Raw genomic sequence first — 20,600 nt, 5'->3', positions numbered from 1 at the left:
TCCGGATGGGGCCTGAGGTAACGCGCAGCGACGGCCCCGGGTTCACGCCTCGTCATTGCGAAGCTGACGCCATCAACCAATGGCTCTGCCGCGGCGTTGCAGATGCTCCCCATGGCCGCAAGCTCCACGAGGCTGCAAAGGCTGATGACGACATGGCCATGACCGATCCCGAGGCCTCCGCCTCCGCGGCCCCGCCCAACCAGCGGCCGGGGTTGCTCACCCTGGGGCTGATCATCGCGGCCCTCTACTTCGGCCGCGAGGTGATCGTGCCGCTGGTGCTGGCGGTGCTGCTCGCCTTCGTGCTGGCACCGGTGGTCGTGATGCTGCGCCGCGCCTTCGTGCCCCATGTCCTGGCGGTGGTGCTGGCGGTGCTGCTCAGCGCCGCCGCCGTTCTGGGCCTGGGGCTGGTGATGGCGCGGCAGGCCGGCAGCCTGCTGGGGAACCTTTCCACCTACGCGGAGAACCTGCGCAGCAAGCTGCAGGGGCTGCACCTGGCCGAGCTGATGCACGAGGCCCAGACCGCGATGCAGAACCTGCGCGACATGCTCGACGGCGGAGGGCGCTACGAGGCCGGGGTGCCGGCCGCCCCGGCCGCCGAGGCCGGGGCGCCGCCGCTGGAGGTGATCCAGAGCGTCGCAGGCTCGGTGCTGGCGCCGCTCGCCACGGCCGCCGTGGTGGTGATCTTCGCCATTTTCGTGCTGCTCTACCGGGAGGACCTGCGCGACCGGCTGATCCGGCTCGCCGGCAGCCGCGACCTCCATCGCACCACCGTGGCGCTGAACGACGCCGCCCGCCGGCTTTCCCGCCTGTTCCTGGCGCAGGTGGCGCTGAACACGGGGGTGGGCGTGACGATCGGCCTGGCGCTCTGGGTGCTGGGCCTGCCCAGCCCCGCGCTCTGGGGAATCCTGGCCGGGTTGATGCGCTTCGTGCCGTTCCTCGGCACCTACATCGCCCTCGCGCCGATGCTGCTGCTCGCCGCGGCGGTGGATCCGGGCTGGGGACTGGCGCTCTGGGTGACGGGGCTGTTCCTGGCCGCGGAACTGCTGATGGGCCAGGTGGTGGAGCCGATGGTGTTCGGCCACAGCACCGGCCTCTCGCCCGTCGCGGTGGTCATCGCGGCAACCTTCTGGACTTTCATCTGGGGCCCCATCGGCCTGCTGCTGGCGGTGCCGCTGACGGTCTGCCTGGTGGTGCTGGGGCGCCACGTGCCCAGCCTCGACTTCCTCGACGTCATGCTCGGCGACCGGCCTTCGCTGCGGCCGGAGGAAAGTTTCTATCAGAACCTGTTGCAGGGAAACCTGCCCCGCCTGCTGGAGCAGATGCGCCTGCAGCTGCGGGCGCAGCCATCGCTGATCGCCTATCACGACACCGTTGCGTTGCCCGGGCTGGTGCTCGCCGACCAGGATTGGGCGCGCGAGGTGCTGGAAACCGAGCAGCTGGAGGAGATCCGCACACGCCTTGGCGAACTGCTGGAGCAATTGCCGCACGAGGTCGCCGAGGTGCCGCTCGATCCCTCCACCGGGCTGTGCCTCTGCACGTCGGCACGTGGCCGCCTGGACGACATCTCGGCGGCGATGGCGGCGCAGGCGCTGCAGGCCGAGGGGCTGCCGGCCTCGGTGATCGCCGAAGGCGTCGAGCCGCCGCCGGAAATGGCTGCCGCCGCGCGGCTCTGCTGCATCGCCGTGCTGGAGGAAAGCAGCACGGCGGCCAGCCTGCGCTACCTGGCGCGGCGTTGGGAAAAGCTGCTACCGGAGGCGCAGATCGCCATTGGGCTGTGGCAGGCGGCGCCGGACAGTCCGGTGCTGGCGGAGCTGCGGCGCGAGTCGGCGGGGCAGACCATCGTCACCTCCCTCAGCGAGCTTGCCGCTCTCTGGCGTGCCCTGGCCAACCAGCCGCCGGCCCATGCCGTGCCGGCCCCGGACGCTTGAAGGGCCGTGCTGCCGATGAGGCCGGGGCTGAGGGGCGGGGAAGAAGGGGAGTGGGGAAGAAGGGCGCTGCGAAGCCTCGCCTGCCGGGAGCAGGCCTTTGGCGCCGGTGGCGGCAGGAAGCTCCGCCAGCCCCATGATGGGGCGAAGTCATTCACAAGGATTCGTGCATTGTAGGACAGAACCCATTCTGTCTGGCTCGGTTGCTTGCAAGGGCTGAGCGAGTCGGAAAAGATGAAAATCCTGATTGTGGAAGATGAAGCCTTAATCGCTGCGCTTGTGGTCGAGCATCTCGAGGAGGCCGGTCATGCGATCATCGGCCCGGCTGCAACCGCGGGCGAAGCGCTGGACTTGTGCCGGGAGGATATCCCTGAGCTGGCTATTTTGGACATCAACCTGCAGGATGGCAGCTCCGGCATCGAAGTGGCGCGGGAGTTGTTCGCGCGCTGGGGTCTGGTGGCCATCTTCGCGAGCGGGGAAGTGCTGGCTGCCCGCCAGGCGCAGGACGTGGCGCTGGGCTATCTTCCAAAGCCCTATGAGATGGCTGCGCTGCTCCAGAGCGTTGAAGCCGTGGAAGCCATGCGCGCCGGCTCCGTGCCGAGGCAGGTTCCACTGGGATTCGAAGCCTTTCCGCATCTCCAGGCTTCCTGGGCGGGGAGGCTGCCCGCGCCGGCTGGTCGTTTGGCCTGAAAGGCCGGGCTCCGCCGCTTCTGCTCTCTTGCCAATTTCGCCAGGGCGGGGGATCTCCCGCTCATGCTCGTTCAGCCCTGCCTTTCGGCCTCGCTGCCGGAAAGACCGATCGCCGCTGCCGCGCGCAGAGGCGCCCTTGCCCTGCTCCTCGCCTGTGCCGTGCGCCCCGCCAAGGCGGCGCCCCGCGCGCAACTGCCAGACAACCTGCAGGGGCGCGAGGTCTGGAGCATGGACGAAACGCCGATCGGGACGATCATCGCCAAGGGCCGGAACTCCGCCCCCTCAACCGTCATGGTCGCGCCGGTGGCCAGTCTCGGCATCGGCATAACGCCCCTGACCATTCCGCTGTCGCTGTTGCGGGAAGCTTCGGAAGGCCGGCTGCTCCTCATCATGGGCCCTGGCGAGTTCCACGCCACGGTGGCGGCCGCGGGCCTGGGCAGGCGCTGAAGGCGAGGCGGGCGCACCGGCAGACCTTCTTCAACGGTGCGGCGAAGCTCCACAGGCCTTCGGCATGGCCTTCGCCCCAGCGCCTCCAGAGACGGGAACCGGCGCCGACGCGCGGGCAATCCGAAGCGAGCCCACCCTAGCCAACGGTGTTTCTCCAGGAGATGGCAGCGGCAGCGGGAACTGCGAGCTGGAACTCCCTGGAGCGACGAGCCAGGGATGTCGCATATCCGTGCGTGTTGAGGCGAGATTCGCGAACGGCGAGGGAACGCCCTGCCGTGGCGCCCAGCGGCCCTTGCGCAAGATCGTTCGCTACGGATGGGCCGAAGTGGAAAAGCCAGGATCCTCGCGTCGCCGATCTATGGGATCCTGCCGGCGTGCTCTGCATCATCGTGTCCCGCAAGGAGAGAGCTGCTCGCCCTTCCAGGGGTCTTCACCATCCCTGAGCCATGCAAGCGTGCTGCGCCAGAACGTCGCCTCATGGCGCGCGTGGAACAAGCCGAAATGCCCGATGGCCTCGAAGCCGAGCTCGCGCGGCGACAGAAGGGCTACGGTACGACGCGCACTGCGATAGTAGGACAGCGCGCGGCGCACCGCGGCCGGCGTCGCATACTCGTCATCCGTGGTGGCGACGGCCAGGATGGGCGCCTTCACCGCCGCGAACCGCCTTATCAGCTCAGCTCGCTCGCCTGGCGCATGGCGGCTTTCGATCCGCGGGCCACGGAAGCTCCATTCGTTGGCGACACCGGCCGGCAGATCCTCAAGCCAGCCAAGGTGCCGGCCTGGGAAGTAGCCGAAGGCAGCGGTCAATAGGGGCATGGCGACATGCCACCTCAGGAACAGCATCCGCCGGCGCTGCGCGGCATAGTCCCGCCAATAGGCGTACTGGGCGCCGACGGTCAGGATGCGCGAGATGCTTGGCGCCGATTCGGCATATCCGGGCAGGAAGCCGCCGATGCTGTGCCCGACAACGAGGAGCGGCACGCCTGGACACGACGTGCGGAGGAAGCGTAGCGCGGCATCGAAATCCAGGATCCCCCAGTCCCGCCACCGATAGCCACAGCCCCGCAGGCGCTGCGGCCTTGATCGGCCTATCCCCCGGTAGTCGTAGGTGAGGACATCGAAGCCGTGGCGCGCGAGGAACCGTGCATAGCGATGATAGTATCGCGCGAGCACGCCTGTCGCCGGGTTCACCACCACCGCGCCCCGCAATGCGCCCTCCGCCTTCCAGATGTGGCCGCCCAGCAGCACGCCGTCCGTGCACGGGATGCGGACACCCTCGCCGGGCCTCATGGCCCGAGGCGCTCGACCACGGCGCGCCTGTACCGGAAGCGCCCCTCCTCCAGTACGCCGCGGGCTGCCGCAGTCCAGGCATCATCCGCCACCTTCGCCAGCGCATGACCCCGGCTGACACGGCGCACGCCCTCCGCCCGGAGTTCCTCCAGCGTCCAATCCGGGCACAAGGGTCCCATCAGCACGTTCACCAGGCGGCTGACCGCAGCGCAAACGGCGCGCACGGCCTGCGGCGTTGGGAGGTTGGGCGCGAACAGCACATTGGCCCCTGCCGCTTCGGAGGCGCGCAGCCGGACGACGGTATCGTCCAGCTCAGGCCGACCCCGGGCGAAGTTCTCGGCCCGGGCGGTCAGCACGAATCCGGTTCCGCTCGACTTCGCGGCGCCGGCAGCGGCCGCGACGCGCGCGGCAGCGATGCCGAAGTCGTGGATCGGACGGGCTTCATCCCCGGTGACGTCGTCCATCGATCCGCCAGCCAAACCGGCTGCGACGGCGAGCCGGATCGGCTCGGCGCGATCGCCGGGGCGCGTGTTGAAGCCATCCTCGAGATCGGCCGGGGCGGGCCGCGGCGTCGCCGCTGCCAGAGCCGCCGCGTGGCATGGCACCCTTTCTCGCTCGACCTGGTTGGCCGGCAGCCCATATCCGGCTGCCAGCGCCGCACTGCTGCTCCCGATCGCCGCGAAGCCCATGGCTTCGAGCTTCCTGGCTGAGCCGATGCTCCAGGCGTTGGCGAGGATGAGCGGGCCGGTCCGCTGGTGCAGGTCTCGGGAGCGAGCTGCGGAAGCCCCTGGGGCCGCGTTTGCTTCGGCCATCATCAGTACGGTCTCCCGTCCTTATGGCTGAAGCGCCAGCCTGCCTCGGTCTTGACGGCGGCGAGGTCGTCGGTGGGATAGGAGACATCGTCCCCCTCGGTCCGATCGCCCACCTCCAGGAAGCATGCGGCCTCGGTGCCGCGATTCTCCAGGTGATGGGGAGGCCCCCCGGCCGCGAAGCCCGCGCAATCTCCGGGTTGCAGCGCCGTTTCCTCGCCGTCGCCGGTCACGAGGACGAGCTGGCCTTCCAGGACAAAGATGAACTCGTCCTGGCGGCTATGCGCATGGTGCAGCGCGGATGCCGCCCCGGGTGCCAGTTCGGTGAGGTTGACGCCGAAATTCCGCAGTCCGAAGGCATCGCCCAGGGCTCGCTTGGTGCGGCCCTGCACGCGGACCGCGAATTCCGGCGGGTAGTTCGAGGGTCGTACCCTCGGAGGGATCGTGGCCGCCTGCACTGAAGGTCGGGATACCACGCGGTTTCTCCTGTTCACGTCATAATCCCCCCGAAGCTCGCAGCACGGCTCCGGTACAGTAGGAAGCCGCGTCGGAGACAAGCCATGTCACGGCCGCAGCGATCTCGTCCGGCTCGCCCACCCTTCCCATCGGCACGCGCGGCGCGACCCGTGCGGGGCGGCCGGGATCACCGGCCAGCGCATGAATGCCGGTGTTCACCGTGCCTGGTGCGACGGCGTTCACGCGGATGCCGAGTGGCGCCACCTCCCGCGCCAGGCCCAACGTGAAGGCTTCAACACCAGCCTTGCTGGCGGCATAGTGCACATACTCGCCCGGACTTCCCGTATGCGCGGCGATCGAGGAGATATTCACGATCGATCGCCCCCGCGCATCCGCCCTGCCGAAGCATCGCAGGGCGGCCTGAGCGCAGAGCATGGTGCCGGTCAGGTTCACCTCCGCGACGCGCCGCATCCAAGCCGGGTCGAGGTCTGCGAAGCGCCCGAGCGGGCCGGTGATGCCGGCATTGTTCACCAGCGCGTGCAGCGCGCCATAGCGCATCTCCGCCTCGTCGAAGACGCGCCGGATGTCGGCTTCGCTCGCCACATCGAGGGGCATGGCCACCGCTTCGCTGCCGGCCTGCGCGGCATCGGACAGCACCGCGCCCGCCTCGCCCGGATGCCGGCAACCAATCGCGATGCGATAGCCCGCGCGGGCGAGGCCGACGGCGATGGCGGCACCGATGCCGCGGCTGCCGCCGGTGACGATGACAAGCCTGGATGACGACATGCGGACCCCCTCCTGCTCCTGAGCCTGGCGCGTCCCCCAGGGAAGGCGAAGCGGGACATGCTCATCCGCCGAACAGGCCTTTCCTCGGCGGCGATGATCACGCCTGCCACCACCATTTGCGCCGCTCCCGCCTGGCCCTGCATCGGTCAGGTCCGATATCCCGCAGCATCCGGTCATCCATGTCCAGCAAGCCCTGGCGCTCCCGATGGCAGCGCAGCTGGTGCCTCAGCCGCGCCCAGGCATCCCCCGGGATCGCCAGGCGGCCTGCGCTGGAACCGGCCGTGTCAGTGGAGACCGTGGTGGTGAAGCGCATTTCCATGGCGGCATTCTCTGCCGCGATGCCAGCCCGAACAGGCCACGATCCAGCCGCCGCGAGCTGAACTGAATCGCCGCTCCGCCGGTACGGTGATCGCACCTGAAGGGTCGCGGCAGCATCGCTCATAACCAGATAAGGATGACGGATGCCGCCAGCAGCGCGCCCAGCACGCCGTTCACGACCGCCCATTGTCCCCTCCTGCGCAGCCGTCGTCCCATCTCCTGGCCAGCGATGCACCAGAAGGACAAGGCAAGGAGCGCGCAGGCGCCGAAGCTCGTGCCCAACAGGAGTGCCAGTCCAGCGGGCCCATCCGCGAGGTCGGAGAAGGATGCCGCCGCGCTGAGCGTGACGGCCCAGGCCTTCGGGTTCTGCAGCGTCAGGAGCAGGCCCAGCAGCATTCCGCCCGGCTTCGCCGTGCCGCCGCGGGGCGGCCCTGCACCCGCAATGCGCCAGGCGAGGCAGAGCAGATAGGCGGAGCCTACGGCACGTAGCACGCCCTGAGCCGAGGGCACCATGACAAGCGCCGTCCCAAGGCCGCTGCCTACCAGGCACCCCAGCAGGCCGAGCCCGCCACCCAGACCCGCGACGAGCGGCAGGGAGCGCAGGAAGCCGAACCGGGCGCCGGACGCGATGGCGATCACGGTGGCGGCTCCTGGCGTGAAGGCTGACACGGCGACGAATACCAGAAGCGGCCAGATCGTCATCGGATGCTCCGGGCGGAAGCGCGTACTCTCCATTGCCGTGACGCCCCCGGCCCAGGCACGGACAGCCCGAACTGTTCCGTCGGACGGGAGACACAGTTGGCCGAGCCGGGCCGCAACCGTGCCTTGCCTGTTGCGCCCGACCTGAGGATGCTCGCGGGGACCAACGACGCAGAGGCAACGCATGGCCCGGGATCCGCGATCCGCCGTCGCGACCAAGCCGCCGCTCCGGCTTGTTCTCGGAGGGCATGCGCGCCTCGCCCTCGCCGTTGACCGCGCCGCGCCGGAACCACTCGCCGACCAGATCGCAAGCCAGCTGGCCGCCATGATCCGCGCCGGGACCTTGCCGCATGGCAGCCGGCTGCCTTCGATCCGCGCCCTGGCGCGGCGGAGCGGGATCGGTGTCCATAGCGTGGTGGAGGGCTATGCGCGCCTCGTCGCCACCGGCCTGGCCAGCTCGCGAGCCGGATCAGGCGTCTACGTCATCCGCCCTTCCGAATTGCCGCCGCCGGCGCCGCTTCCGGCCCCTGACCCGAACCTGGCTGAAGGCATCGCCATGGCGATGCTGGAAGCGCGGGAGGATGTGCTGTGCCCCGGCGGCGGCTTGCTGCCCGAAAGCTGGACGGAATCCGCTTGGCAGAACGGCGTGCTCGCCCGCTTCAACCGCAACCTGCCTGCGCATCTGCGCCGCGCGGCACCGCCGCAGGGCGGCCAGGAGATCCGCGAGCACATCAGCCAGCGCCTGGGCGCGCGCGGCATCGTCGCCGCGCCCGAGGCGATCGTGATGACGGCGGGCGGCTCCCAGGCCCTGCAGCTCGTTGTCCAGACCTTCCTGCAGCCCGGCGATACGGTGCTGGTGGAGGACCCGGGCTATTTCATGCTGTTTCCGATGCTGGAGCAGCGTGGGCTGCGTCTGGTGCCGGTGTCGCGCCTCGCCGACGGGCCATGCCTGGAGTCGCTGGAGCGTGCCTGCCGGACGGAGGCGCCGAAGGCGTTCTTCGTGCAGCCCGTGCTGCACAACCCGACCGGCGGGACGGCGGCGGCCGCCAATCTCCATCGCCTTCTTCGCATCGCCGAGCGGTACGGCCTCCTGCTCGTGGAAGACGACGCGCATGGCGATCTGCATGGCGGCGAGGCCGTGCGCCTCATGCAGATGGATGGGGGCGCCACCGTTATTCACATCGGCAGCTTCACCAAGCTGGTCGGCCAGGGCCTGCGAACCGGATTCGCGGCGGCGTCGAGGGAACGTGCGCAGGCGCTGCTGCGGACAAAGGTGACGACGGCCCTGACAGGCTCGGGCGTGGAGGAGCGGCTGCTGCTCGAATTGCTTTCCTCCGGCCAGTACAGGCGGCATCTGGACACGCTGCGTGCGCGGCTGTCGGCCGCCAGGGGGCTCGTCGCCACGCGCCTCCGCGCGCTGGGCTTCGGCATCGCGGATGGCGAGGACGGCATGTTCCTGTGGGCCGAGGCGCCCAGCACCGCGCCGGACGATCTGGTCTCCGCGGCCGGGTCCCGCGGGCTCGCCCTGGCCGGTGGACCACTCTTTCGTCCCGGGCGGCAGGCCAGCCGGCACTTCCGCTTCAATGTCAGCCGCAGCACGGATCCGCGCGTCATGCAGGTGCTGGCCGATCTGCTGCCGGGCGGCGGCGCATGAACGCCGCGGGGCGCATGGGTGCGACCGCCGCGATCGTCGCCGGCGGCGCCATCATGAGCGTCGCCATGGGGGCCAGGCAGAGCTTCGGCCTGTATCTAGAGCCCCTGGCGCAAGGCTATGGGCAGCCGCTGGGGCTGATCGCCTTCGCCATCGCCCTTCACAACCTGGCATGGGGATTCGCCCAGCCCTTCGCGGGCGCGGCGGCGGACCGCCTAGGCCCGGCGCCCGTGGTTGCCGCCGGCGCGGTTCTCTATGCGTCCGGCCTCGCTCTCGTTGCGCTGTCCGCCACCACCGCGGCGCTCCTGATCGGGATGGGGCTGCTGGTGGGGATCGGGATCAGCTGCACCACCTTCGGTGTGGTGATGGCGGCACTTGGCCGGGCCGTCGCGCCCGAGCGGCGCAGCATGGCCATGGGCCTCGCCAGCGCAGGCGGTTCTCTCGGCCAGGCGCTGTTCGTCCCCTTGGCCCAGGGTGTCAGCCTGCATGCCGGCACCGCCGCCTCGCTGCTCACCCTCGCCGCCTGCCTGCTGCTGGCCGCGCCGCTCGGCCTTCTTCTCAGTCGTCCACCTGCCGCTCCGGCGGCAGCCGCGGCCGAGCTGCCATGGCGGCCTGCCGTGCGCGAGGCGATGCGGCATCGCGGCTTCCGCCTTCTGACCCTTGGCTTCTTCACCTGTGGGTTCCAGCTCGCCTTCATCGGCACGCACCTGCCCGCCTACCTCATGCTGTGTGGCCTGCCATCGGGCGCCGGCGCCATGGCGCTCGCCGTCATTGGATTGTTCAACATGATCGGGAGCTGGGCCTGTGGATGGCTTGGCGGACGGCTGCCGCAGCAGCAGGTGCTGGGTTGGCTGTACCTGCTGCGGGGCGCGGCGATCCTGCTGTTCTTCCTGGCGCCGAAGACGAGCGGCGTGGTCTTCATCTTCGCTGCAGCCATGGGGCTGATGTGGCTGGGGACGGTCCCGCTGACGAGCGCGCTGGTCGCCACCTTGTTCGGGGTACGGCACCTGGGCATGCTGTTCGGGCTGTGCTTCCTGAGTCACCAACTGGGATCCTTCGTCGGCTCCTGGTCAGGGGGCCTCGTGTTCAACCTGACCGGGTCCTATGCGCTGGTGTGGATGGCGACGGCGCTGGCGGGCGTCGTTGCGGCCGCGCTGCACTTCCCCATCGATGCGCGGCCGCGCCACGCGGCGCCGTTGCCGGTCATGGCGCGGAAGCCGTGAGGAGGCGCCGCGGCCTTATTGCCTGGCGGGAGGATTGAAGGCCTGCACGATGGCCTTGAAGGCTTCCAGCGCTTCGCACCTCGCCGCATGGGCTGCCAGATGCGGATGACGGTCCGGGGTGTGCAACGCCGGATGTGCCTCGGCGAGGAAGCGCATCGCGCATCCCACCGCGATATCGGCATGACCTGGCGCGGCACCCGACCAGAAGGGTTGCGCGCAGGCCGCCTGCTGCGATTCCAGTGCATCGAGCACGCCTGAAATCTGCGCCTCGCAACGCGAGACCCACGCCTGCGATGGAGAATCGTGCAGCAGCGTCTCGTAGACCAGGGCCACCATCTTGTCGCAGAGGCCGGTCGCCATTGCGGTGATCCGGAGCATGGCCCTGCGTGCCGGTCCGGAAGCGGGGATCAGCCTTGCGTCCTGGCCGACGGCCTCGTCGAGATGGTCGAGGATGGTCACGCTGTCGACCAGCACCTCTCCATCATCGAGGATGAGGGTTGGGACACGCCGCAGAGGATTATGAGCTGCCAGGCGATCTGCATCGCCGAAGGTGGACCAGGGACGATGCTCAAAGGGAATGCGGTAGAGCCGCAGGGCGATAGCGACACGCCGGACAAAGGGCGAGTCATACTGGCCGATCAGAATCATCCCCGATCTCCAACTCAGGTGGTTCTTTCCGGATCATCAGGCAATCCGGAGAAGAAGTGTGATGGCCAGGTAACGTACAGCCGAATCAGCTCCAGGAAATGCGGCATCCATGGAACCCTGCAACACTGTGATGAGGTGCACTGAGCGGCATCTTGAGCGCCGCGCGATGCCCGGTGCGGCAAGCTAGGCGGCGTCCGCCTCAAGCAGACATTCGATCATCGCTTGGCACGCCGCCCGCGGCCGCATGCCGCGCAGGCACATCGCCATGAATTTCGTCTTGAGCCAGGTCGGCCGCCACGGCACCAGGCTCGCCGCGCCTGAGCGCAGGTGAAACAGAGCGCCACGCGTCGTACAGGAAGGAGCGCGTCCAGCCGCACGGCGATCGCCTGCGAGGCGCCGGCATTCCACGACGATGGTGGGAAGCGGATGATGATCATGATGGCTGCGCGCCAGGCCGAGCGGCGGCGACAGGTGCGGCACGAGCCGCGTCGAGACATAGGACGACGCGAGAAACGGAAAGCGGAAGATTCCGTTTGCGAGAGGTCTTCAGGCGAGCGCCAGGAGTGGATGTCCACGCCGGACCAGGACGAGAAACGGGTGACGGCGCGGGGAGGCGGCGACCCGTTCATCGGGGCGGTCGAGGTCCATCACCTCGGCGACCGCAAGCGAGGCGCGCCGTTCGAGCCGGGCGTGGAGGGCATCCATCGCGGACCGGTCGAGGATCAATGCCTGCGCGGCGGGTTGGCGTGACAGCAGCATGGCGACGGCTAGGCCAGCGACGGCGTCGAATGCCGCCGGCCCTGCGCTGAAGATCCGCCGGTCCCTGGGTTGATTGCCGAGCTGCGCCACGATCGCGACCCGTTCATTCGCCCTGGCTACTAGTTGGCCGCTCCTGGCGATGATTGCGCGGCAGAGGGGGAGGCTTGAAGTCACGGCGCGACCGGTCGAACAGCGGCGGGCTCAGCTTGTCCTCGATCACTGGCACCGCGCGCGTCAGCGCGGAGGGAGACATGGCGGAGACTTCGCGCGCGTGCGCCAGATGGCCGTGCTGCGCCACCACGAAACCAAACCCGATCTGCCTGATTTCTAACATATCGCAACTCGCAACGAAAAGTTGTAAACGCGGAAATTGTGGAATGCGTGGGTCATCCGGCAAGGTTGCCAGGGGTTGTCCCTGGAACCTGAGCGTTCCGGGGAACCATGTGTTGCACCGCCGAAGAAGGCAATCGTCCTTGCTCCATTCAATGGACAGGGGCGAGTGCCGCGGCATCGCGCGAGGGAGGTTCGGATGCCTGACGGGCCACCCATGAGCGCGGCCCGATGGTCCGCCGATACCGCGCCGCCGCCCGGAATGATCTGGATCACCCGCGGCGTGCGTCGCATGGGCTCGGGCGACCACTCTGCCAAGCAGTCCTGCACCGCCGGCTGCGCCGCCTTCATCATCGGCCAGATGCCCGTCCTCCTTCAGCGTGGATGGCATCATGGATAGCGCAGGCAGCATGGGCAGGGGTGTCTAACCGGCAAGGATGGTGACCATGAGCACCAAACGACCGCTGAACCGAGTACCGTTCCTGCGGGTGGTGATCGACGGTTTGATGGTCGTCGTCCCGATCGGCGCCGTCGTGCTGCTCGTGCTGGGCATACTGCACGCGCTGCGCGACGCGACGGCGCCGCTCGCCGGCCAGTTCGTGCATCCGATGGTCATGGGCACGCTGCTCTTCGTCGCAATCTGCATCGCGGTCGGCTACATGGTGCGCTCGGCGATCGGGCGGGCGGCCCGGCATGCTCTCGAAGCCGCGTTGTTCGAGAAGATCCCCGGCTACCGCTTGTTCAAGGCCTTCGCCGAAGATGGACCGCTTGCCGGCGCGGAGGGCGGTTCGCTGCGGCCGGCGATCGCCGCCTTCGACGACGCGCAGGCGCCTGCCTTGGTGATGGACGAGTTCCCTGACGGTGGATTTCTGGTCTTCGTGCCAGGCTCGCCCACGGCGATGTCCGGATCGCTCCACATCCTGGCGGCGGACCGCGTCGCGCTGCTCGACGTGCCGTTGCTGCCTTTCCTGAAGGCGATCTCCTCCTGGGGATTGGGGCTCAAGGGGCTCATGGGCTCGTCGCCGCCACCACGGCGGCAAGCGGAATGACGGCGGCCGGCACATGGCGGGGCCGCGTCCCGGACGCGTCGGGTCAGGTGGCTCTGCCGCGGCGTGGCACCGCGCCGCTCTCATTCCGTGATCCTGCCGGGCCCTCCTCCCGGCGATGCGTGCACTGGACAGGGCACCAGCGCACGGCAGGCAGGTCGTCGCGATGCGCGGCGACTGGCCGCGCAACTTCCCGGGTTGATCGCCGCTTGCGTGAGGACGCCACATGATGCCGATGCCCCGGATAGTCGCCGTCGCTTTCCTCTGTGCCGCCTCGGCCGCCCCCGCACTGGCGCGGAGTGGCGCGGGTCTTGCCGCGGCGCTCGCCAACCCGGCCGCTGCACGGATCGGCCTGCCGTTCCAGACCAACTCCGACTTCGGCGGTGGCACCGGCGATGTGTTCCGCTACACGCTGAACATCCAGCTGGCCGTGCCGTCCGCGCTCACCTCGGACCGGAACCTCGTCGTCCGCACCCTCCTGCCGGGCATGTACAATGAGCGCGTCCATCCAGATTGCCGAGCCGGATGCGGCGGCGTGACGCAAAGCTTCCTCTTTTCGCCGACAGCGCCGATTATCATTCGCGTGGCGCCAGCGCAGGCAACCTTCTTTCTCAAGACCGGGAGCACCTGCGGCCGGACGCGCCCGCAATGGACGGTTCCGATTCACGCTGGCGTCGACCAGCTCGTGACACTCGGCGACCCGCGCAAGCAGATCGGCGCCGGTGTGCGCCACGTCGCTGAGAAGCCGGATGGTGGCAACGACTGGGGCATCAGGCCCAACCTTGTCTTCGTGGTTCCGCGATGAGCACCGGCGGGAACCAGGCCCAGATCGGGCCAGCAGGAGGCGTTTCGGAAGGGACTTCAGCGAGGGGTTCACTGATGGGATGCGGAGAGGATCTCCTGCGTCGCGCGCGATGGGCCAGCGGATTGGCCGCGATGCGCGCCAGACCTGTCGTGCTGCATCTGGTGTTCGCCACGGCCGTCGGGCTCGCCGCGTGGCCCGTTGCGGTCGGGCGGGCCGTGGCGCAACCGGCCCCGGCCGGCGCGGCGCAGGCAGCGCCCGCTGACGAGGATCGCTTGAGCCAGCAGCGGCTGGAGCAGTTGCTCGCACCCGTCGCACTCTACCCGGACGACCTGCTGATGCAGGTGCTGACCGCCTCGACCTACCCTCTTGAGATCGTGCAGGCGCAGCGCTGGCTCGGCCAGGAGGACCATCGTTCCCTGGGCGGCGATGCGCTGGTGCAGGCGCTCAATGCCCAGTCCTGGGACCCTTCGGTGAAGTCGCTGGTGCCCTTTCCTGACGTGCTGACGCTGATGAACGACCAGCTCGACTGGACGCAGCAGGTGGGCGACGCCGTGCTGGCCCAGCAGGAGGACGTGATGAACGCGATCCAGACCCTGCGCGGCCGCGCGCAGGCCAATGGATCGCTGCAGAGTGGCCCGCAGCAAACCGTGACCGTGACCCAGAACGTGAACGTCACACCAACCCAGGGCGCCGCGGTGCCGCCGCCGCAGCAGACCATCGCCATCGCACCGACCGATCCGGGACAGGTTTACGTGCCAGCCTACAACCCGTCCGTCGTCTACGGCAGTTGGCCCTACCCCGGCAGTCCGCCTTACTACTATCCCCCGCCCACCGGCTGGGGTGTCGGCAACGCTATCCTGACCGGCATGGCCTTCGCGGGCGGCGTCGCGGTGGTGGACTCGCTCTGGGGATGGGCGCGGCCCGCCTGGGGACGCGGCGATGTCGACATCGACGTGAACCGCTTCAACAACATCAACGTGAACCGCAACCGGATCACGAACAATCGCTGGCAGCACGACGGCTCGCACCGCCATGGCGTGAACTACAGCAGCGATCGCGTGCGGGACCGCGTGGGCGCCCATCGTCCTGCTGGCGGTGACCGTGCCGCGGCGCGCGAGCAGTTTCGCGGGCGCCTTCAGCAGACGAACGCCAGCCACCCGAACCTCGGCGACCACTTGCCGGGACGCGATGGCGCCAGCCGACCCCGCCTTGAGGGCAATCGGGGACAAGGCGGAGCTACCCGGCCCGCGGTCCACAAGCCCACGGTGCAGCACCGCCCGAGCGGGCGGCCGCAGGCCCGCCCGGCAGGCAGCCGTCAGGCGCCGCAGGGCCTGCGCGGCGTCGGGCATGGGGACCGCGAACGGGCCGCCGCCGCGCGCGGCAGAGCCGCTCGGCAGGGACAGCCGGCGGCCCAGGCCCGGGCGCAGCAACGGCACGCGGCGCCTGCCCAGCGAGGCGGCGGCGGGCGGCGGCACCGGTGAGGAGCAACGCAATGGACAGGACGAGCCGCCTAGCCTTGATCTTCCTCGGCGTTCTTGCAGCCACGCCCGCCGGCGCGCAGGTGCAGCCACCCGCCACCGCATCGGAGCCCACGGCCGAACCGGCGCGGCCTGCGGCGCCCCGCCCGATCCCGCCGCGCGCCTTCCGCTCCCCGCAGGAGGGGTTCACCGCGCTGATCACCGCCATGCGCGCGCATGACGAGCGTGCCTTGCTCGGTATTCTGGGAACGGCGGGAGCGCGGTTGATTCGCTCCGGCGACCGCGTGGCCGACCGCGCCGCGCGCGACCAGGTGATCACGGCGTATGACGCGAGGAACGAGATCCTCCAGCCCGGCCCGGATGAGGCCGTGCTGCAAGTGGGTACAGATGATTGGGAAATGCCGCTGCCGATGGTCAGGCGCGGCAACACCTGGCGCTTCGATTCCGCCGCCGCGACCCAGGAGATTGTGGATCGGCGGATCGGGAACAACGAACTCGACACGATCGAGACGCTGCGCGCCATGGCCGACGCCCAACAGGACTATGCGCGCACGGCCGGGCGGCAAGGCGGCTTGCGCGCCTATGCGCGGCGCTTTTTCTCCACCCCGGGCCATCGCGATGGGCTGTACTGGCCCGCGGCGGAAGGTGAACCCGAGAGCCCGCTCGGCCCGCTCGCCGCGGCGGCGAGTGCCGGCGGCTATGACCGTGCGCAGCGTGGCGAAAGGCCCGAGCCCTACCAAGGCTACGTCTATCGCATCCTCGAACGCCAGGGACCGGCGGCGCCGGGCGGGGCGATGGACTATGTTGTCAACGGCCGGATGATGGGCGGCTTCGCCATCATCGCCGCCCCCGCCCGCTACGGTTCCACCGGCATCAAGACCTTCATGATCAGCCATGACGGCGTGGTATGGGAGCAAGATCTCGGACCCGCGACGGAGCGCGAAGCGGCTGCGATCAAGGCGTTCAATCCCGACAAGGATTGGCAGCGCGTGTCCGAGTGAGCGGACGGCGCGTAGATGGCGAGGCCGGGAAACGCTGGAGAGCAGCCTTGCATCAAGAAGAACCAGGCCGTTTGAAACCCCCCCACGCCCGAGGACCCGAGACACAGCGGGTGCGGGACAGGGGCGGGTTCCTGGGGCACGTGGCGCGAGCGCGGCCATAGTCGTCAATCGGCAGGGTGCCCCATTGTCCTCAGGCTGTGCCCGCTGCCGTCCCGGCAATCCCGCTTCACCCTGCAACTCGGGCGGGGGAATACCGAATAGGGGGGAGAGGGTTCCGCAGCCATTGCGGAGGGCGGACTACCCCGATTTCGGGGATCTTCTCGGGGCGGCTCGGGCCTTGCGAGGCTCTGTTGGAACCGGACGGCGACCGCCCGAGCGGTCTCATTCCAACCCCAATCGGGGGGGCGTGCCGGGAGATCGGCCTTGGCTCGGGGTTTAAGGCTTGTAGCCTCAACCGCCCAAGTCCCGAGCTTCGGAGAGAGAATGGCTCTGGGGAGGTGGGAAAGCCGGTCGTTCCGACCTCGAAGTATCAACCCCCATCCACGCAGATACGGCAGAACGCCGCGTGTGGCGGTGTCGGCGGCCCAAAAGGGAATGGCGTTGAAAGTCCGACTGGAGCGGGCGAAGGGATTCGAACCCTCGACCCCAACCTTGGCAAGGTTGTGCTCTACCCCTGAGCTACGCCCGCGCTCCGTCTGGCGTGGGCGGGGATATGTCACGGAGTTTGGCGGGCCGCAATCCCCCTCAAGGCGTCGGAGGCGGATTTTTTCGTCTTCCGCTCGTGATGAGGGGCGGGGAGCCGGCCGCCCGGGGGATGAGGTGGCTTAGGGATGGATTGGCTTGGGGAGGGGGTGGCTTTGCGGGGCTTCTTCCGCCGCTTTCGGGGAGTTTTCCGGCACCTTGGGCGCGGCCGGGTGCCGGGCCGGCGCGCGCTCGCTGCGGCACTCGGCACGTCTCCTGTCTCGTTCCCGCCGCTGGAAGGGGAGGACAGCCGCCTGGCCTTGACAGAACCGCCCTGGCCGGCTGACCGCGCGAATTCCGCCACCGCGAGACGACTGCACCACAGGGTGCGCTGGCGCAGGCGGCGTTCAGCTCAGTCATGCAGGAGCGACCGATGCAGACCACCGAAGCCGGGCCTCTCGCCCTGTCCAGCGGCCGTGTGCCCGAAACCCAGGAAGGATTGCTCGCCCGGCTGGCCGCGCTGGGCATCGCCGCGCGCACTGTGGAGCATCCGCCGCTGCGCACGGTGGCGGAGAGCAAGACGCTGCGCGGGAGCCTGCCGGGAGCCCATGCCAAGAACCTGTTCCTCAGGCCCAAGGCGCCGGGTCCTTACCTGCTGGTTGTGCTGGAGGAGGATCGACAGGCCAGCGTCAACGCGCTGCTGCGGCGGCTCGGGGTGCCGCGCGGGCAGTTCGGGTCGGCGCCGGAGCTCTTTGCCGAACTGGGCGTGCTTCCCGGCGCGGTGACGCCGCTGGCGCTGGTCAACGCCCTGCCGGGGCGGGTGCGGGTGGCGATCGACCGAGCCCTTCTGGACGGGGTGCAGGCCGTGCATTTCCACCCTTTGGCCAACACCGCCACGACCGCCCTGGCGCCGGAGGACCTGCTGCGCTTCCTGCGCGCCCTGGGCCACGAGCCGGAACTGCTGGATCTCGGGCCCGCCCCCTGAGCCGCCGGCAAAACGCGCCTTCCGCCTTGCGCCGGCCGGCCGGCGGCGCATTTATGCAGACAGGAATTCCGGAACCGGTGCTTTCACAATGGATACGATCCTCGACCCCAATCACCCGTCTCCGGGCGGCGCCGACATCATCAAGGACGGCGACGCCAAGACCTTCATGCAGGACGTGGTGAATGCCAGCCGCGAAGTGCCTGTGCTGGTGGATTTCTGGGCCACCTGGTGCGGCCCCTGCAAGCAGCTGACCCCGGCGCTGGAGAAGGTGGTGGCCGCGGCGCAGGGCCGCGTGCGGCTGGTGAAGATCGACATCGACCAGAACCGCGCGCTGGTGCAGCAGCTTTCCCAGATGGGCCTGCCCCTGCAGTCGGTGCCCACGGTGGTGGCGTTCTGGCAGGGACAGATCGCTGACCTGTTCCAGGGCGCCCTGCCGGAATCGGAGCTGAAGCGCTTCATCGAGACCCTGCTGAAGCTGGCGGGCGGCCAGATGCCCTCGGCCGACCTGCTGGCCGAGGCGCGGCAGGCGGCCGAGCAGGGGGACCATGAAACGTCGCTTCAGCTCTTCGCCGCCCTGATGCAGCAGGAGCCGGAGAATGCGGAGGCGGTGGCGGGGCTGGCCCGCACCTTGATGGCCATGGGCGAGGAGGAGCGCGCCCTTGAGGTGATCGAGGCGGTGCCGCAGAAGATCCGCGACCATGCCGAGGTGGCCGGCGTTCGCAGCGCCCTGGAGCTGGCGGCCGAGGGCCGCAAGGCGCGCGCCCGGCTGGCCGAGTTCGAGAGCCGGCTGGCCGCCGACCCTAACGACCATGCCGCGCGGATCGAGCTGTCGGTGGCGCTCAACGCCATGGACCAGCGCTCGGAGGCGGCGCAGGCGCTGCTCGACGCCATCAAGCGTGACCGAAGCTGGAACGAGGATGCTGCCCGCAAGCAGCTGCTGAAGTTCTTCGAGGCCTGGGGACCGACCGACCCGGCGACCGTGAAGGCGCGCCGCGGCCTCTCGACCCTTCTTTTCAGCTGAGCCAGGGGCCGGCAGGGCATGGACCCCGCCTTTTCCTGGGCGGCCCCGCTACCGGCGACGGTTCCGGTCTTTCCGCTCGCCGGCGCGCTGCTGCTTCCGGGTGGCCGCCTGCCGCTGAACGTCTTCGAGCCGCGCTACCTCGCCATGGTGGAGGATGCGCTGGCGGCGGGGCGGATGTTCGCCATGGTGCTGCCCGACCCGGTGCAGTCCCGGGCAGGGGGGCGCGCCACCCTCTACCGGGTGGCCTGCCTGGGTCGCATCGCTTCGTTTGCCGAGACGGAGGATGACCGCTACCTCGTCACCCTGCTCGGGGTGAGCCGCTTCCGGGTCGCGGAGGAGCTGCCGGATAGCCCGCGCGGCTATCGCCGGGTCCGCGCGGATTATGGCCCCTATGCCATTGACCGAACCGAGCCGCCATCCACCACGGGAGACCGGGCCGCACTGCTTGGCGCGGTGCGGGCCTATTTCCAGGCGCAGCGCATCGAGGCCGACTGGGCCGCGATCGAGCGCACCGCAACGCCCACCCTTGTAACCACCCTCTGCATGGTCTGTCCCTTCACCGATGCCGAGAAGCAGGCGCTGCTCGAAGCGCCGGACCTCGGGCAGCGGGCGGCCATGCTGGTTTCCCTGATGCGGATGGACAGCGTCGGCCCCGGCACTGGTTCTGAGCGGCCGAGTTGACGCAGACACGTTGACGCGCGGCGCGTCGCGGCGCAGGAATCCCCCGACATGACGAACCCGAACGAACACAGCCCCGCCGCCTCCACCGCCCAGCCTGGCGGCCCGGTTGACCCGCGCCTGCTGGAGATCCTGGTCTGCCCGGTCACCAAAGGGCCGCTGCGCTATGACCGGGAGAAGGGCGAGCTGGTCAGCGAGCAGGCCGGCCTGGCTTACCCGATCCGGGATGGCATCCCCATCATGCTGCCCGACGAGGCGCGTCAGCTGGAGGGCTGATGCCCAACCCGGTCGAGATCCGGCTGCTCCGTGCGGAGAGGCGGCTCGAGGTCCGCTTCGACGATGGGGCCGCCTTCTCCCTGCCTGCCGAGTACCTCCGGGTGGAAAGCCCGTCCGCGGAGGTGCAGGGGCATGGGCCTGGCCAGAAGAAGGTCGTTTCCGGCCGGCGCGCGGTTGGCATCATGCGCGTCGAGCCCGTGGGGCACTACGCCGTGCGGCTGGTTTTCGACGATCTGCACGACAGCGGCATCTACAGCTGGGACTACCTGTACCGACTCGGCCGCGAGGAGGCGGAGCGCTGGGCTGCCTATGAGGCGGAACTGGCCACGCGCGGCCTCTCCCGTGATCCGCCGGCGCGCCGCTAAGGCTCGCTGGACAATCCGCGGAGGAGGGTGGCGAGGTCAAGGCAGCCGCGGAAGCTGGCGGCGGGCTTGTCGTGACGGGCGGCGGCGGCGCGCCCTTTGCGTTCGATGAGGCGCTGGCCCGCACCCTGGAGGTAGGAAGGCGCTGGTATATGATATCGTCGAAAATCATCCCCGGGCAGGCCGAGGCCGGCTGGAAGCCCGCTTTCGCGCTGGATTTTGGGGTGTGTTGGTGA

Annotated in this window: 24 protein-coding genes and 1 tRNA gene; 15 read left to right on the top strand and 10 right to left on the bottom strand. The window is 69.4% G+C overall.

The genetic code is table 11. From position 1 onward, the window contains the following. The first annotated feature begins 158 nt into the window (after positions 1-158). From E0493_RS16940 to E0493_RS16930, 3 genes are all read left to right on the top strand, one after another. On the top strand, positions 159-1,928 hold the full coding sequence (locus E0493_RS16940) for an AI-2E family transporter (RefSeq protein WP_160938429.1): 1,770 nt from the start codon (positions 159-161) through the stop codon (positions 1,926-1,928). 231 nt (positions 1,929-2,159) lie between these two features. Then, positions 2,160-2,615: a response regulator gene (locus E0493_RS16935; RefSeq protein ID WP_160938428.1), complete on the top strand. Its 456-nt coding sequence runs from the start codon at positions 2,160-2,162 to the stop codon at positions 2,613-2,615. Positions 2,616-2,678: 63 nt separating this feature from the next. After that, positions 2,679-3,062, top strand: a complete 384-nt coding sequence (locus E0493_RS16930; RefSeq protein ID WP_160938427.1) for a hypothetical protein — start codon at positions 2,679-2,681, stop codon at positions 3,060-3,062. Between the two features lie 384 nt (positions 3,063-3,446). Here E0493_RS16930 and E0493_RS16925 read toward each other — a convergent pair whose 3' ends face one another. From E0493_RS16925 to E0493_RS16905, 6 genes are all read right to left on the bottom strand, one after another. Then, positions 3,447-4,352 (bottom strand): alpha/beta hydrolase family protein, encoded by a 906-nt coding sequence (locus E0493_RS16925; protein WP_160938426.1) that lies wholly within the window; start codon positions 4,350-4,352, stop codon positions 3,447-3,449. Beyond that, on the bottom strand, positions 4,349-5,167 hold the full coding sequence (locus E0493_RS16920) for an isocitrate lyase/phosphoenolpyruvate mutase family protein (RefSeq protein ID WP_202397180.1): 819 nt from the start codon (positions 5,165-5,167) through the stop codon (positions 4,349-4,351). The genes E0493_RS16925 and E0493_RS16920 overlap by 4 nt, the downstream gene beginning before the upstream one ends. Beyond that, complete coding sequence (locus E0493_RS23500) at positions 5,167-5,553, bottom strand: cupin domain-containing protein (RefSeq protein ID WP_160938425.1); 387 nt, start codon at positions 5,551-5,553, stop codon at positions 5,167-5,169. Before E0493_RS23500 ends, E0493_RS16920 begins: the two co-directional genes overlap by 1 nt. 103 nt (positions 5,554-5,656) lie before the next feature. Beyond that, positions 5,657-6,403, bottom strand: coding sequence for an SDR family NAD(P)-dependent oxidoreductase (locus tag E0493_RS16910; protein WP_160938424.1), 747 nt, complete (start codon positions 6,401-6,403; stop codon positions 5,657-5,659). A 97-nt stretch (positions 6,404-6,500) separates the two neighbouring features. Further along, positions 6,501-6,722 carry a hypothetical protein gene (locus tag E0493_RS23155; protein ID WP_202397178.1) on the bottom strand — a complete coding sequence of 74 codons (222 nt, stop codon included), beginning with the start codon at positions 6,720-6,722 and terminating at the stop codon, positions 6,501-6,503. A 119-nt stretch (positions 6,723-6,841) separates the two neighbouring features. After that, entirely contained in the window at positions 6,842-7,423 is a 582-nt protein-coding gene (locus tag E0493_RS16905; RefSeq protein WP_160938423.1) for a LysE family translocator, read from the bottom strand. Positions 7,424-7,604: 181 nt separating this feature from the next. On the opposite strand from E0493_RS16905, the gene E0493_RS16900 reads away from it, so the two are divergent. Both E0493_RS16900 and E0493_RS16895 read left to right on the top strand, forming a co-directional pair. Further along, positions 7,605-9,074, top strand: coding sequence for an aminotransferase-like domain-containing protein (locus tag E0493_RS16900; RefSeq protein WP_160938422.1), 1,470 nt, complete (start codon positions 7,605-7,607; stop codon positions 9,072-9,074). Between the two features lie 14 nt (positions 9,075-9,088). Beyond that, on the top strand, positions 9,089-10,294 hold the full coding sequence (locus E0493_RS16895) for an MFS transporter (RefSeq protein ID WP_235913842.1): 1,206 nt from the start codon (positions 9,089-9,091) through the stop codon (positions 10,292-10,294). A 15-nt stretch (positions 10,295-10,309) separates the two neighbouring features. On the opposite strand, the gene E0493_RS16890 is transcribed toward E0493_RS16895, so the two are convergent. Then, positions 10,310-10,942 carry a glutathione S-transferase family protein gene (locus E0493_RS16890; RefSeq protein WP_160938420.1) on the bottom strand — a complete coding sequence of 211 codons (633 nt, stop codon included), beginning with the start codon at positions 10,940-10,942 and terminating at the stop codon, positions 10,310-10,312. Between the two features lie 426 nt (positions 10,943-11,368). Between E0493_RS16890 and E0493_RS16885 the strand changes: the two genes are divergently transcribed. After that, positions 11,369-11,692: a hypothetical protein gene (locus tag E0493_RS16885; RefSeq protein ID WP_160938419.1), complete on the top strand. Its 324-nt coding sequence runs from the start codon at positions 11,369-11,371 to the stop codon at positions 11,690-11,692. Between the two features lie 112 nt (positions 11,693-11,804). Here the strand turns inward: E0493_RS16885 and E0493_RS16880 are convergent, their stop codons facing one another. Continuing rightward, the gene (locus tag E0493_RS16880; protein ID WP_160938418.1) at positions 11,805-12,443 is read right to left on the bottom strand and encodes a helix-turn-helix domain-containing protein; all 639 of its coding nucleotides are present in this window, start codon (positions 12,441-12,443) and stop codon (positions 11,805-11,807) included. Between the two features lie 34 nt (positions 12,444-12,477). Between E0493_RS16880 and E0493_RS16875 the strand changes: the two genes are divergently transcribed. The 4 genes from E0493_RS16875 to E0493_RS16860 all read left to right on the top strand — a co-directional run bounded on the left by E0493_RS16875 (position 12,478) and on the right by E0493_RS16860 (position 16,361). Then, a complete protein-coding gene (locus E0493_RS16875) occupies positions 12,478-13,080 on the top strand; it encodes a DUF502 domain-containing protein (protein ID WP_160938417.1) in 603 nt (200 codons plus the stop codon). Between the two features lie 223 nt (positions 13,081-13,303). Then, on the top strand, positions 13,304-13,882 hold the full coding sequence (locus E0493_RS16870) for a hypothetical protein (protein WP_160938416.1): 579 nt from the start codon (positions 13,304-13,306) through the stop codon (positions 13,880-13,882). 131 nt (positions 13,883-14,013) lie between these two features. After that, positions 14,014-15,363 (top strand): DUF3300 domain-containing protein, encoded by a 1,350-nt coding sequence (locus tag E0493_RS16865; protein WP_160938415.1) that lies wholly within the window; start codon positions 14,014-14,016, stop codon positions 15,361-15,363. Between the two features lie 11 nt (positions 15,364-15,374). Further along, a complete protein-coding gene (locus E0493_RS16860) occupies positions 15,375-16,361 on the top strand; it encodes a DUF2950 domain-containing protein (RefSeq protein ID WP_202397177.1) in 987 nt (328 codons plus the stop codon). Between the two features lie 613 nt (positions 16,362-16,974). Here the strand turns inward: E0493_RS16860 and E0493_RS16855 are convergent. After that, positions 16,975-17,049 (bottom strand) — tRNA-Gly (locus E0493_RS16855). Between the two features lie 426 nt (positions 17,050-17,475). Here E0493_RS16855 and E0493_RS16850 point away from each other — a divergent pair. The 5 genes from E0493_RS16850 to E0493_RS16830 all read left to right on the top strand — a co-directional run bounded on the left by E0493_RS16850 (position 17,476) and on the right by E0493_RS16830 (position 20,367). After that, complete coding sequence (locus E0493_RS16850) at positions 17,476-18,027, top strand: prolyl-tRNA synthetase associated domain-containing protein (protein ID WP_202397176.1); 552 nt, start codon at positions 17,476-17,478, stop codon at positions 18,025-18,027. A gap of 88 nt (positions 18,028-18,115) precedes the next feature. Beyond that, complete coding sequence (locus E0493_RS16845; RefSeq protein ID WP_160938414.1) at positions 18,116-19,048, top strand: thioredoxin family protein; 933 nt, start codon at positions 18,116-18,118, stop codon at positions 19,046-19,048. Between the two features lie 18 nt (positions 19,049-19,066). Further along, on the top strand, positions 19,067-19,729 hold the full coding sequence (locus E0493_RS16840) for an LON peptidase substrate-binding domain-containing protein (protein WP_160938413.1): 663 nt from the start codon (positions 19,067-19,069) through the stop codon (positions 19,727-19,729). A gap of 48 nt (positions 19,730-19,777) precedes the next feature. Beyond that, positions 19,778-20,002, top strand: a complete 225-nt coding sequence (locus E0493_RS16835; protein WP_160938412.1) for a Trm112 family protein — start codon at positions 19,778-19,780, stop codon at positions 20,000-20,002. Then, complete coding sequence (locus tag E0493_RS16830; RefSeq protein ID WP_160938411.1) at positions 20,002-20,367, top strand: gamma-butyrobetaine hydroxylase-like domain-containing protein; 366 nt, start codon at positions 20,002-20,004, stop codon at positions 20,365-20,367. The genes E0493_RS16835 and E0493_RS16830 overlap by 1 nt, the downstream gene beginning before the upstream one ends. Here the strand turns inward: E0493_RS16830 and E0493_RS23495 are convergent. Further along, the coding region (locus E0493_RS23495; protein WP_235913841.1) for a hypothetical protein at positions 20,364-20,600 on the bottom strand (237 nt) is incomplete at its 5' end. The genes E0493_RS16830 and E0493_RS23495 overlap by 4 nt on opposite strands.

This window comes from Teichococcus coralli, from assembly GCF_009829925.1.
GTDB classification, from domain to species: domain Bacteria; phylum Pseudomonadota; class Alphaproteobacteria; order Acetobacterales; family Acetobacteraceae; genus Pseudoroseomonas; species Pseudoroseomonas coralli.
This window is presented reverse-complemented; position numbering and strand designations above follow the sequence as displayed.